The sequence below is a fragment of the Alteromonas sp. BZK5 genome, assembly GCF_014349115.1.
Lineage (GTDB): Bacteria > Pseudomonadota > Gammaproteobacteria > Enterobacterales > Alteromonadaceae > Alteromonas > Alteromonas macleodii.
Map to the genome: position 1 here is coordinate 1 of NZ_JACSOE010000087.1, position 13,679 is coordinate 13,679.

The 13,679-nt window shown below is 40.5% G+C and carries 9 protein-coding genes; all 9 read right to left on the bottom strand.

The features are described 5' to 3' along the window. Positions 1-185, bottom strand: a 185-nt coding sequence (locus tag BIZ39_RS17845; RefSeq protein ID WP_187447623.1) for a hypothetical protein, incomplete at its 3' end; no start/stop codon positions are given. After that, positions 182-1,828: a methylation-associated defense system protein MAD7 gene (gene mads7, locus BIZ39_RS17850; protein ID WP_187447624.1), complete on the bottom strand. Its 1,647-nt coding sequence runs from the start codon at positions 1,826-1,828 to the stop codon at positions 182-184. The genes BIZ39_RS17845 and mads7, both read right to left, overlap by 4 nt. Then, the gene (gene mads6 / locus BIZ39_RS17855) at positions 1,825-5,964 is read right to left on the bottom strand and encodes a methylation-associated defense system protein kinase MAD6 (RefSeq protein WP_187447625.1); all 4,140 of its coding nucleotides are present in this window, start codon (positions 5,962-5,964) and stop codon (positions 1,825-1,827) included. The genes mads7 and mads6 overlap by 4 nt, the downstream gene beginning before the upstream one ends. A gap of 9 nt (positions 5,965-5,973) precedes the next feature. Beyond that, positions 5,974-7,383, bottom strand: coding sequence for a methylation-associated defense system restriction endonuclease subunit S MAD5 (gene mads5 / locus BIZ39_RS17860; RefSeq protein WP_187447626.1), 1,410 nt, complete (start codon positions 7,381-7,383; stop codon positions 5,974-5,976). Beyond that, positions 7,380-8,036, bottom strand: coding sequence for a hypothetical protein (locus BIZ39_RS17865; RefSeq protein WP_187447627.1), 657 nt, complete (start codon positions 8,034-8,036; stop codon positions 7,380-7,382). Before BIZ39_RS17865 ends, mads5 begins: the two co-directional genes overlap by 4 nt. After that, positions 8,033-9,313 (bottom strand): methylation-associated defense system AAA family ATPase MAD3, encoded by a 1,281-nt coding sequence (mads3, locus tag BIZ39_RS17870; RefSeq protein WP_187447628.1) that lies wholly within the window; start codon positions 9,311-9,313, stop codon positions 8,033-8,035. Before mads3 ends, BIZ39_RS17865 begins: the two co-directional genes overlap by 4 nt. After that, positions 9,310-11,358, bottom strand: coding sequence for a methylation-associated defense system DNA methyltransferase MAD2 (gene mads2 / locus BIZ39_RS17875; RefSeq protein WP_187447629.1), 2,049 nt, complete (start codon positions 11,356-11,358; stop codon positions 9,310-9,312). The genes mads3 and mads2 overlap by 4 nt, the downstream gene beginning before the upstream one ends. A gap of 21 nt (positions 11,359-11,379) precedes the next feature. Further along, positions 11,380-13,044: a DUF262 domain-containing protein gene (locus tag BIZ39_RS17880; RefSeq protein WP_187447630.1), complete on the bottom strand. Its 1,665-nt coding sequence runs from the start codon at positions 13,042-13,044 to the stop codon at positions 11,380-11,382. Between the two features lie 17 nt (positions 13,045-13,061). Beyond that, positions 13,062-13,679 (bottom strand): helix-turn-helix transcriptional regulator (locus BIZ39_RS17885; RefSeq protein ID WP_222936687.1); only part of this gene is annotated, 618 nt, incomplete at its 5' end.

Genomic DNA, 13,679 nt, shown 5'->3' on the forward strand with positions numbered 1-13,679 from the left:
CTATTATCTACTGACTTAGCTAATTCCTCACAAAGCTTATACATCAAGCTGGTATCTAAATCTGAAACCTTCATGCAATGACCTGCACCTCGAGTTTCAAGGAGCAACTTTAATTTTGGTAAAAGTACAGTGATTAAGCTTTTTTCGATATCTGCACTTACAACCGTTTTAATTCCCTTAATCATGCGTTACTTCCTTGTACTTTTTTATTTTGTTTTTCGTCAATTTGATATCTAGGGGTGATCGTTTGTGTAACATATGCATCTGAAAGATCACTATAAAAGCCAATCTCCCTTAGGCGTCGCTTAAAGCCTGCCAAGTTGTCTCTCAATGCACTATTTACATCAATCGACTGATCGCAAAACACATCTGTCTTTGGAAGGGATTCGATAAAAATGCCATAGCGAGTCTTTAGAAAACTCAGTAGCTCGTCAACGCGCAGCTCTTTTGTGTGGAACCCCAAATCCCCCCCTTTTGATAACACTGCTAGTTGCAACATAACTTCAAGCAGCCTTCCATCTAAACAAAAACGCCTACCGCCATGGTTACCACTATTTTGCTCCAACAAAGCACCAGGTTTATTTTTCAGCATAAAACTATCTAAGTTTTTAACCATCCCTGAGCGAATAGCATTTCCTTGTACGAAAAGTAAAATTTCTATGTACGTTTCAAACTCCGGCAAACCTAGTTGTGTTATCGCATGTAACTCTGGTGGTATCTCTTCAGATTCACTAGCTGACGATGCTGATGTATCTAATATTCCAGCATTTCGTTGCCCAAAGAATTGCTCTCGATCTTGCTCAAGAGGAGTTTCAAGTAATTTAAACAGTTCAGTAACCGGCATTTGCTTCACCGATTTCGAACCAGGAAGCTTACCTTTTTTCGACAAGTACTCAGCAAACTCGTCTAATTTCTTAACACCAAAATATGCTTTAATAAACGCTGGTATGCGCTTGTAATGTAAAGTGGCGCTTTGCTCTGCCATTTGATGAGTTAAACTGTTAGTGCCATTTGTCATATCAACAAATATTGCCGTTTGTTGTTTCTCACCTTCTTCTAGGTTTCTACCCTTACTCTTAGCTAGAGCTGGTAACAGCTTAAATAGCTTTAACTGGTATAAGGCTAAGTGAAAGGCTAACAGGTTCTTAATGTATTCAACCATCACTGAGCGCGGAATATACTGACGATAAGTCATCAACTTAATAATATCTTCAGCCAAAGTATCAGCCGCCTGTTGATTAAGTGGTGCAAACCTATCTTGTAAATCAGAATGATCCGGCGCATCAGATTTAACCTGATCGGAAAGTCGTAATAATGCTTGTGTTTCAACATCAACTTGAGAATGACAATCATATTGACCGGTAGACGAATCAACACCGGCAAAAAAGAATTGCTTTAACCTAGAGATTGCTGCTTGACCACTTTTAGCATGGTAAAGTAATTCGTATACTTGTTTTGAAGCCCCGTAATCTCGGCAGTTTTTAGGATTTCTAAATAGGTAAGTGTTACCGTGAAGGGGTCTTGGCGCAGCTACGGCCTCATTTGCTTTACCTCGGTTTATAAGATCGACTAGATGTGTTTCTATCCATTTTTCGATGGTAATTGGCGCTTGGGAAAAGCCCTTAAAATGTTTTTCATTACGTGAATCTAAGAACTCATCTTTGAACAGATCAACCGTCATACCTTTAGCACTTAACTTGCTAGAAGCACCATTGTGTTTTAGCCTGGCGAACAAGTGAGTTAAAACGCGATCCATTTCAACTATTTTATAATCTAAATAGCTTACTTTATTAGTGCGGAAAGCTTTATCTTTTTTTCCTAATTTCATGACTGCGCCTCCGCTATTAAATGCTCTAGCTGTAAAACACCACCGCTGTCACGTGTAATTTTTTCGTATTTTTGGCCATTCGTAGTCAAAAGTACCTCTTGATAAGGGGCTGAAGCGAGCACGTTTTTAAATACTGTTAAACTTAAATAGAAACTTTGTTCGGCCTGAGCAGATGGAATATAACCCTGATTTAGACGTTGAAGCATTTCAAATAGATCCAAATCTAAATCTAGCTCGGCGGTTAAACCTGTTTCATCCTGATATTTAAGTAGGAGTGATTGTGGACTGTGTTCAATGTAAGAAGACTTCATGGCCGAGTCTTTAACTTCTATTGAAAAAACATCAGCTGGGAATAATCGGTAGCTCTTAATTGTCCCTTGATTTACTTTTCGCACCTGCATAGCAAGTTGTCCGTTAAAGTAAGCCGGATTGTGTAATCCTTCACCTCGGTTAATAGCGTTGATTGCTAACGATTTAGCCTCAGCTAAGGAGTATTCTCCTTCTAGATAGCTGACAAGTAACTTTGCGGAGCGATAAGGTAATAGTCCTTTCCAGTTTTCACCTCTGCGTTCAAAGTAAGCTTTTCGCCTTAGCATACCGACGACATGTCGATGAGACAGGTATCTTTCTTTGCTCTGACTTAAAGCCGTACCACTAGGTAACGCTTGATGTGCATTTTCAAGCAATTGAGTTTCATGTCCACTTCGTTGTTCAAACTGAAGCCAATCAACGGCTTCTAGTCCTAGAAAATCTAAACCGCGATCTAGTCGCACATCAGAACCTTGCGCAATGTCAGTTTCACTAAGTAATTTTAATAATCTGTCCTGAGTATTTTTTGAACCACACCAAGAATTAAAGTAATACCCACTTAAAATTTTGTCAGCTTCACCGTTCGCATAAATCTCTTGAATTTCAGAACAAGAGTATTCTCCAACTAGCATGTAACTTAATGCAGAGCGTAAATCTCGCATAGTGATGTGCAACTGGTTTCTTAGACTAGTTAGCTTGTATAGATATCCCAACCGTTCAATTACTTTAGGACCGGTTTGCTCATCTCGGAATGTATCTACATTGTGTTTCACATAGCACTTGTCTTTTAGTGCACAATAATCACAACCTTGCCATACTTTCGCCGAAGTCATTTTCTTTAAAAGGCGTTCAAATATCGAGTTTTTCTGAGTTTCAGTAGAAGCCAAAACATCGCGCATATTTAGGTTTACAACAGCGACCTCATTTTTAACGGAACCATCTTTCAAACTTTCTTCAACTAGCATTTTTAGTGCGGAAAACTCATCGGCATTTTGCGTCAAGAAATCTATCAGTCGACCTTCGTTAATTGCAATCAAGCGAGTTTCGTTATGAGGCCATTTACTAATATCATCACCATGATAAGCATTGAAGAATTCGTCGAGAACGACTTCATTTTCTTTATCACCCTCATCTTGGCTACCATCGTAATTAGTAATATATTTGTGACCATCTAATTCAAACGAGCAACCATTGCCTAACGGGTTTAAAGTTAAAGTTGTACCTTGTTTTTCAACTAAAGATTCTAGCTGTTGAAGAAATGCCGTTTTACCATCTCCAGCGTTACCTGTGATCAGGACTAGACGTAATTGACCAGCTAAAACCGCTGGAGCTAACTCAGTATCTAATGATGTTTCAACATATATCAGTTTCGCGTAATCATCTAATCCACGAGTACCACTGTTTGAATGTCGGCTTTGACTGTACAAAGTCAGCATATAATCATGAAATGCTGACTTGCTTGGATTTGAACCATCAGCCAGCGGTGGCAAATGAAATTGAGATGTACTCTCGTCCGACTGGAATTGAGCTTTTTTAAGTTGCTGTACTTTATTTAACGCTTCTAATAATTGGTCTGCCGATTCAAAGCGATCAACACGTTTAGGAGAAATAAGCTTTAGAAGAACCGACGACACGTCGTCCGTTAAGTTAAAACTTTGCGTGAATTCACTTGGATGACGCGCCAATTCGTCGAGTGGTGGACATTGAGTATTTGCCCAAGGGTATTCACCCGTCATAGCTCGATACAAGGTGATGCCTAGGGCATATAGATCTCTATCAACTAAGTCGAATGATTGTGGAGTCTCAGTAATGTTTAAATCTGGCGGAAGATATTTTCTAGAGCCACCACCTAGACTTAAATCCTCTGCATCAACAGAAACATTAAAGTCAATGATACGAACTTTACCGTCTTTCCATATCAAGTTTTGCGGCTTAATATCACAGTGATAGATATTGTGGTCATGCAAGTGCTTGAGCCCTTCCGCTACTTGCTTAGCCATCGTCCACACTTCATGTGTGGTGAGTGACCTTTGCTGTATTAGCTCGCCAACGTCTAAGCCTTCTAAATATTCAAAGACAATATATGGAGGTCCATCATTGGGTAAAACATCAGCATCATAAACTTTTACAACATACGGGTGCTCAGGTAGCTTCAATAATGTCCTATATTCTTGCTTTAAGCGTTCTAATACAGATTCTCGATCTTGAAGAATAAGCTTAATGGCGCGCGATACATCACCAAAAGTATCAGTAACTTTATAAACAACTCCAAAACCGCCAGGCTTACCTAGTGGCTGTTGTACAACATACTTATTGGATAATTGATAACCGTTTTTAAGCCTTTTGTAGTTTGCTGGTGTTTGTGCTGGATCCACTTTTTTCGGTTTATTTTGTACAGGCTCAACAACTTCCTCACCAGACATTTGGGCTTCTTGTTTAGGTCGCCACAATTCATTAAATTTTTCTAAGGCCAGTTCAGCAGTTAAACGTTCAGAAGCCTCTTTGTGGCATAAAGCTTGAAGCCAATTATCAAATTCACTCGGTAACTGCTTATTGGTAGAACTAAGTTTATTAGTCAGCACACATGACTTTTCAATCGCTTGCGTAACAGTCTCGAAAGCGGCATCACCACTAAATAGCTCAAATATAACTAACCCAAGGCTATAGATATCTGAGGCACAACTAGCGGCATTATTGTCTGCCCATAGTTCTGGAGCTTTATAACGGTTAGAAATTCGTTCTTGGACTTCATCTGCAATTGTGGTCGTACTTTCTGCACCTATACGTGCATAATCAAAATCAACCAGTCTAGGTTGACCATCCAAACCAATCAATATGTTATCTGGCGTGATATTTCTGTGAACCACATCATGTCTGCACATATGATTCAAAGCAGCCAGCATCTCTTTCACCACACGCTTTTTCTGATCAAACGTTAGTAAAAAAGAGCTATCCTTTAACTTTGAGCTGAGGCTATCGCCCGGAATATCGTCCGTAAGTAGTATGTATTTGTCTTGCGCTTCTGTTGAAAAGAAGTCCTTTACACCAGCAATGGCAGAATGAGGTGGCATTTTTGAAACGGCACGATATGCATTTTCTAACAGACGTTTTTGCTTGGCGCGATCATCTTCTGGTAAATACGGTTCGGCCTTATATGCTTTTGCTAAAACAGTTCCACCTTTACGACCGGCTGTTACATTAAAAGCACGATACTCAGTGAAGTATTCGTTAACCGTTAAAGTCTCAGCAACTTCCCAATTACCATAACGCTCGCCATGACTGCGCTTCTTGGCTGATTTGCCAAGGGCCTCAGCGATAATTTGAATATACTTAGTAACGTTGCGTTCAAATCGTTCTGGGATTCTGAGGCTATCGGTGAAGAAACGAGTGCTGTTTTTTAAAGAAACTACATGACCACGCTCTCTATCTTCAGGATCAAGAAACATACAGTCATCAATTGTTAAAACAACTGCTGTATCAACATAAATATTCTTTAGATCTTTATTGGCTCTATTTTGATTACAAATAAGGCCCGAAAGCGATTTCGCATTACCACGCAACTTAGGTAAAGGCGAGCGATAGCTTGTGTGAGTCGTGTGCCAACTATTTCCGGCCACCTCAACCTGTCCATGAATACCCTTAGCATCCACTAAATAAATAGCATGAGGAGCTACTACACAGATATCCACTTCAAAAAGCTGATCAAATTGTTCTACTTCAAAACTATGAATAACAAAATAATCGTCTGGTAACTTATCCTTTAACCATGCTATGGCTTTACGTTCTTCATCATTGACCGCCTCACCAATTGCAAATACCTGTGCCATAAATGCTCCTTAATGTTTTGGTGCTGCAGCCTCGATTGCGTCTTCAACCATTCGAACAGCTTCATCCTCTAATTTTTGAGCTTCAGCAGCTAATTCACCAGCTTTTACTACCATCTCATGTATTTGCTTCTCATATTCTTTACTAACCCTAGGTAGCTTCAGCTTTAACACATCGTCTGAAGACAAATGAGGTATCGAACTTCCTGCCGCAGTTCTGATGAGTTGTCTATAGCCGACGTCTGTGCACATCAAGTAAGCGTATAAGTAACCGGGCAATACCTGAGATTTCTGAGCCTTAATTCTAATCACATCAACCGACACCGCAGCGTCTTCAAAACGTGAGTCGGCCCAAACACCCGTCCCTATAATACCTCCAACTTGGCCGCTACGCGCCAGCAACAAATCTTGCTGCTGAACTCCCCACTCTGACACGTCACCTAGTTTAGACTTAGCTAAAAAGCGCTTAGGCTCATAACGAGCCCTAAAAATTTCACCACTAGTTGAAAAAGGTACGCCATGGTCACTTTCAGTGAAGAGCAACTTCATTCTGCCAGACTCACCAGTTGTCACTCCCAGCTCGGCTAATGTTTCAGTCCCACCAGCACTAACAACTAATTCGTCGCTTAATTGAGCAATTTTATCGTGATAGGTGGAGTCCATCCGTTTCTGAACTAGCTTGGAAGAAGCTGATGAATGCGTAAAAACACGATGTGATAAGGCTAATTTTTCAGGGAAGCTAAAGTAATCAGTAATTAGCTTTCCAGCTTGTTTTAGTAAACTGTTAGCTTCCGTCCTATTTACACCGCATTGTTCGACTTTTGCATGGACAGATATCTCCAGAGATTTATCAACTATTGGGACTGGTAGATTTATGACATGGTGAGGCTCTATATGCTGGATGATTGCACCATAGGTAGAGCTGACTACTAGGGGTACTCCGAACTTGCTTCTTAAGTAACAATATAAGTAGCCTGGAGATACTTTTTCAGAATCAGGAACTACTCTCATCACGTGTTCTGAACAGGCATTACCATCCATCTCTTCACGAGCTAGAGTCATACGTCCAATAGTTCCAGAACGAGTAATCAAAATCCAATTTTTGAAAATTTTAAATAGTGGCTTTCGAGTTACTTGTTCTTTTGATATTAAAGGTAATCTAGCTAAGTTTGCCTGGATGATATCGACACTCCCCATAAATGGAGTGCCATATAGTTCTTCTTTAACCCAGACTCGACCTTCTCTTCCCGCATGAAATGCCCCTTTAGCTTCATTAACTAACAGCTTTTTCAGCTCTTTCTTGGGTAGAGTACACTCAGTTATCAGTTGTTCCGCTTCCTTAGCACCCGTCATATATGGACCGCAATCTAAACGCTTTCCTTCATCACTAAGCCAATTGCTCGGTATTGTCTTTACTTTCATACTTGCTCCAAAGGAAACCACTCTCTAACTTTTTCAGTAACAAAGTTAAAGGAGTTATGTATACAATTATCAATCGGTGCTAATTTTGCGAAGTTTTTACACACCAACGCGTGTTTTACGTTTTTGCCCGTTCGGTTTATTTTAATTAATAACTCAAGAGCTTCTTTGGGCTTAGAAGGAATACCTTGTTCATCAAATACCCAACCATTCGACGCTAACCAGTCATTTATATTTTCTGCTAAATTAAATCTAACTAAATCCGCTAGTAAGCCATCATTTCCCGGCCATAAAACGACCTCTAGCTCAGGCGTTAATACGCCAACCGAAAAATCATCAACTTGCCACCCGCTCGCTAGCATATTTTTTTCAATATCAGCCTTAATTTGCAACTCTCCTGGTGAACCTGGAAATTGAGCATCAACTAAGATTATTGCTTTTTCATAACTAGTTTTGAGAGGCTCTAAAAACTTATGTGCATTGAGCCAAACACTTCGATCAGTTTGCCCTGTTGGTGTTTTTTTTATATCTCGAACAGGGCTAAATTCAAACGGAGAGCAATTTATATCTGAAAACAGATTCTCGCGCTCAAAGAATCCGGTAACAGCCATTTTTATGCCATTACACGGAACCAAACATACTACTTTCCTACTCATTCGAATATTCCTGCAGCAAACAAGGTTCCCAAATCTAGATCACCTTTCCAATCGACTAGAGCGGGATGCTCTCTTCCCTTCAACACCTGGGTGGCCCCTTCATCATCAAACCTTAGCGTAATAATATTTTCGATTTCAGTATGCGCTAATACCGTCGGCGAATGAGTCGACATGAATAATTGAGTGTTTGGAGCACAATCAAGGGCCTCCAATACTGCGTCTATTGCTTTGGGGTGAATACCATTTTCAGGCTCTTCCAGAGTTATAACTTTAGGCGCATCATTCAAATACGGAAGAATCGTTAAGGCAAAAATATGAAGAGTTCCATGAGATAAACTACTTGAGGGTACTTCCATTCCATTGTCATATATTACTTGCAGGTAACAATAACCATCATCGTCTCGTTTATTAGCTCTAATATTCTGTATTGATGGTAGAGCCATCTTTACGACTTCGATCCATTCTTCTAAGTCTTCAAGGCTATTTTCTTGCAGCTCATACACCTGCCAAGAGAGGTTACTGCCATCTGATTTAAAAGCTTTTTTATTTCTAGGACTAGCTGCTAACCTCATTGCTGGCCATTGTGGTTCGTAACTTTGTGCTCCTTGCTTAAGGAACTCAAGGAGCCAAAATGCTGCAGGAAAGCTAACTTCGTCAGCAGGCATTGAAGCAAAAGCAGAGCGTTCATTCTGTAAAGCAAATTCAATATCCTTAGTTTTCCTTTTGTCTGCCCACTCCGCAGAATAAACAGCTTTTTGTCTATTAGACCTTTCAATTACTTGGAAAACATCATCATTATCAAATCTGCCGCCTTGAATTTCTCCGCCATGGTCAACTCTGTTGTTATCATTAAAGAGCATCAAGTGCTCTTCTTTGATTTCCAACTTATCTCCAATGATGCCTATAGATATCTCGTATCTAATGGTATTGCTTCTCAATTCTGGCTTATCTCTAAATCGCTTAGGACCTAATTGTTGAACTAAAACTTGTTGCTTTTCTGGGATCTCTGCCTCAATCACTAAAGTAAAGTTATCCCCCTTAAGCATGTGAATAAGTTCTTTTGGATTATCAGCCCTAGCTCTATCTCTACCGCTCATAGGTGCAAAAAAAGCATCGTTTATATCGGTCACCATTAAGATATCACCCAGTAAAGCAGGTATATCCAGTAGGGTCGTTTTACCCGAACCATTAGAGCCGGCAAAAATGTGCAAATGTTCTAGCTGTAAGTCGAGCCTTTTAAAACACCTGTAACGGTAAGCCTCTATACGAGTGATCATATTGAAGGCTCCGGGTTTTCAGCTCTGAATTCTTTCCATGCTTTGGCTATCTTTGGCAAGTCATCGTCTAAAATTTTACTGCGACGTTTTAGTTTGCGAACGACATTTTGACCGTTGATACGAATACGCTCCTCAACCTCTTCTTCAATAACTTTTTCTTCACCATCAGGGTGACGTTCATAAAGCGTATTACCACGACGGTCGAAGCCTACTTTTTCTGCCACCGCCATAAATACCGGGTATTCGGGCTCTCCACCGATGGCAACAGCATCTTTTTCAGTATCAGTCTTCTTTTTCAAGAACAGTAGGCTAGTTAAGATGTTTACGTTAGCTTCAACGATAAATGACTCAACCGGTAAGTCAACGCAACCTAGCACCCAGCACTCTTGCATTAGCCACCAGCGAATGTATTCATCACCAGGGTTACCCAAAATACCGTCTGGTAACACGATACCCATACGTCCGCCTTGCTTAAGCCACTGCACGCAACGCTCAATAAACAAAATCTCGGGCGAAACTGCATCTTTACGGCGTTCTGTTTTTCTAAAGCCGCCGTTGTCAGTGCGCTCCCACACATAGGCAAGGTCGTATTGCTCTAGAATTTGCTTGTCGGTAACTGGGATGTCGGAACCAAACGGTGGGTTGGTCAAGATCACATCAACACTGCCTTCTTTACCGCTGGAATCACCGACAGGAATCGTTTTCTTGGCGGGGTCTACGCCCTTTAAATGTCCATGAGGGTATTCCAGTGAGTTCATGTGGTAGATGTTAGCCATGGCATTACTTGCCATCACCACGTTCATTTGCGATGCTCGGCACAGAAAGGGGTCAAAGTCACAACCAAACAGATTTTTTTCGGCAAACTCTTTAATTTGTTGTTGAATAGAAATGAATTCTTCAGTGGTTTCAGCACCCAATTTTACTTTTTCTTCTTCATGTAATTGCTTATTGATGAAGCTTAAAGTCTGCTCGAGGAAGCCCCCTGTACCACATGATGGGTCCAGCACTTTCTCATGTGGTTGTGGTGCCATCATTTCAACAATTAGTTTGATTGCGCCACGAGGCGTAAAGTACTGACCTCGGTCACCACGCAAGTTATCACCAACTACTTCTTGATATGCAGCTCCTTTGGCGTCCATTTCTGTGCGCGTAAAATCATATTTCGCAAGCTCAGATACCATAAAAGCAAGCGCTCTGTCAGACAATGTAATTTCTTCATTGCCTGCAAATATGTCTGGATAGGCTTTTTTTACTTTCTCAAATAACGGCTCAATACGCTCTCTGATTACTTTGCGACCTTCATCGTCGAACTGTTCAGTCGCAGAAGCCCAGAACTCTCTCTCTCTGTTGCCGATACGCTCGTCATACATTTTTGAGAAAATCAAATATAGGAACTGCCAGAAAGCCGCATCTTTTGGCATCCCTTCATTACCATGAATGAAGTTATGACAACGACGGAAAGCAGTAAGTAACATTTCACGGTCAGCCGTTCTTAGTTGTGCATTTGAAGCAACGTCGCGGCTCCCCATCGTTTCATCAGCTAACGGCCAATCGCCTACCGCTTTAAATTTAGCATCAAAACGTGATTCTTCTTTTTCAACAAAGAAGAACTCGATGCCGTTTGTCCATAAGCCCCAATGACATTTTTCCAATACGTATTTATCACCAACCTGCTCACGCATCATATCCTCCATCAATTGAAGATCTTTTTGCGCTTGGTCATGGTCCCGAATTTTAACTGCTGACTTTTTACCTTTCTTTGGTTCTTTATCACAAATTACAATACGACGAATATTTTCAGGTAAATGCTCTGCACCATGATCATAGATAGCGATATCTATTTTCTTACGCTTACCATCAACCTTTACTGGAACATCTAGTGCCATATCTTCGGCGCTTAAACCATACTCATGGAATAAGGCGCGTAAGGTCTTTTGACGAACCAATTCTTTAGGCGTTTGTTTGATTGGATTATTGGTCAAATAATCCAACATCATGCCATCTTCGATGGCGAGTACATCTTTTACTTCTTTGCTAACAATCATTTTTTTCTCGATAATCTGTGGTTATAAGTCAGCTTCCAAAGCCAGCTCATCTAAATCTTCAATATTTACACTTTGATGTGCATTCTTGTCTTGTTCACGTAATACAAGACGTTTTCTAATTTCTTCAGAAAGGACTTCACAGCGCTTAGTTAAAAACGTGTCATAGTCATCATCCCAAATGCCCCAAGCTTCCAGCTCAATTAGGTGAGTTTTCATATGGGCTTTAAGGTCCGAGTTTTGCTCTGTAAACTTACGCATATATGCAGAAGGAGCTTGAGCACCTATTTTTCGTTTATTTAAAAAGTCATCTACGATAGTGATATTAGCAATATGATTGCTATGCTCATCGCCTAAACCTTGCTTGCGTAAGTACGCCCTAGGAAAATAATGGTGATAATTTCGGCTATTCGCACGCTTTAGCCAATCATTGCTAATATGGACAATCGAACCATCGATAAATGATTTGGGTTCTTGGTAAGCTAAAATACAAAGTAATGCTTTGATATAGCTCCTACCTGCATTAAACCAGCCATTTTCTTGTATGAATTGCGCTGATGTATCTATGTTCCAATCATAATCAGGTTGCTGCTCTTGCAGTATTTTATCGATACGTTTCACATCTTGCGCTAACTTGCCTTCAACAGAACTCGAATAGCGACCACCTAAACTAACTCGCCACAAAAAGTCCTCTAAGAAGAGTTGTTTGTTCTCGAGTGGCTTATCTTTGTGGTGATAAAAGAAATAGGCAAATGGAGCTAACAACGAGTTGTATGGTAGAAGTCTGGAAACGGGGATACGGTAATAACCTCTAAAGTAGTCAACCGCTGCTTCTATCGCATCAGCGACCTTAGGCCATTCTTCGATAAATCGCTTTTTATCCAATCGTAAGATGTTTTGACGTTTGCACTCCTTGCCAATTACCAGGGACACTGTTTGTAACACGGTGGCATCTGAAATAGTGTCGTATCCCACTTCGCGTAATCTATCAACCAATGCTTCAAACTTTTCAGAGAGGTCAAACTCTTCATTAGCATCGAATGTTTTTGCAACCATGATTTCAAATAGTGAAAGCGGTTTTCCACCAACATTTATACGTGTGAAGATTTCTGTTGCAACATCTAGTGGTGCTTCCTTCACTTCTATAAGCGAAAAGTTATAGCCCTGAAGTGTTTGGGAGTACTCTGTTATTTTGGGGAAGAACTGTTGGTATTTCTGTAAGAAATTCAGATCAAAGCTAATTAAATCTTTAAGCTTAATGTAAGAACCTTCTTCCAATTCACTGATATCGGTTAAGACAATCTGCTGATGTTCGTCTGCATTTAAGTCGATGTATATTTCTGAAAAGTCATCAACCTTTTTACCACGATTAATTTGGACACCTTTAAGCGCACAAAACAAACTTGTCATACGTTGTTGGCCATCCAATACGTATTCAGCAAAATCACCATCAGGCACCGGCGGTAACTCAACACCACCTAAATCTTTAACAACACGAAGAGCTTCCTTGGTTTTCCAAGTAATAAACGTACCAATAGGATAACCTTTTAAAATACTATCAATTAAGCCTGCCGCGCGGTCTTTACTCCATACGTAGTCACGCTGGAATTGAGGGATCTTAATCAAGCCTTTTTCAATATCAGCTAAAAGAGCCTTGTAAGGTAAATTCTTCGGTTCTGGTAAATGCATTTAAATCCCTTTATTTTTTAATTATAACCTGGAGCTAGTATTAGATTCTCTACACCATATATTGCTTCATTGGCTTTAAGTGCCAATTGATATTCATCACTATTTAATGAGTACTCTTTAGAGCAATCAACTTTCCACTGGTTTAACAAATAGCCCACCAAAGCTGCTCTGACTTCCAGTGTTAACTCTCCGTCAACCATATCGAAGTCCAGTTCAATCGCTTTTGGATGTTTTAGCTCTGGGTGGGGTATCAGATGTAAATCTACTATCCGATTCCATTGCTTATCGGCCTCTCGAGCTTCCTGGGCGGCTATTGGCTCATCTAGCACTTCAATGCTGACTAAACGAGTCAGTACAAAATCTCGAAATTCCTCATGCTTACGATCAAAAGCTCGGACGTGCCAACGAAGGCCATTGTTGATCAGAGCATGAGGTACTAGTTCACGAACAGACTCGCCAGAAGAGAGTGAAACATAGTTAACTTTTATGGGCTGATGGTTCGTGATTGCACGGGTCACCGTCGAAACTACTTCAGCATCTGGATGGACTAATCTCGTTGCATCAATGCAGACCTGGCTTGGCTGCACTCCATGAGAAATACCATCTCCAAAGCCGCGACATAGACCTGTTAGTAC

Excerpts from the sequence above, each read along its gene's own strand:
- BIZ39_RS17865 (WP_187447627.1), bottom strand. The coding sequence starts at position 8,036 with ATGAGTAGGAAAGTAGTATGTTTGGTTCCGTGTAATGGCATAAAAATG.
- mads5 (WP_187447626.1), bottom strand. The coding sequence starts at position 7,383 with ATGAAAGTAAAGACAATACCGAGCAATTGGCTTAGTGATGAAGGAAAG.
- mads3 (WP_187447628.1), bottom strand. The coding sequence starts at position 9,313 with ATGATCACTCGTATAGAGGCTTACCGTTACAGGTGTTTTAAAAGGCTC.
- mads6 (WP_187447625.1), bottom strand. The coding sequence starts at position 5,964 with ATGGCACAGGTATTTGCAATTGGTGAGGCGGTCAATGATGAAGAACGT.
- mads2 (WP_187447629.1), bottom strand. The coding sequence starts at position 11,358 with ATGATTGTTAGCAAAGAAGTAAAAGATGTACTCGCCATCGAAGATGGC.
- mads7 (WP_187447624.1), bottom strand. The coding sequence starts at position 1,828 with ATGAAATTAGGAAAAAAAGATAAAGCTTTCCGCACTAATAAAGTAAGC.
- BIZ39_RS17880 (WP_187447630.1), bottom strand. The coding sequence starts at position 13,044 with ATGCATTTACCAGAACCGAAGAATTTACCTTACAAGGCTCTTTTAGCT.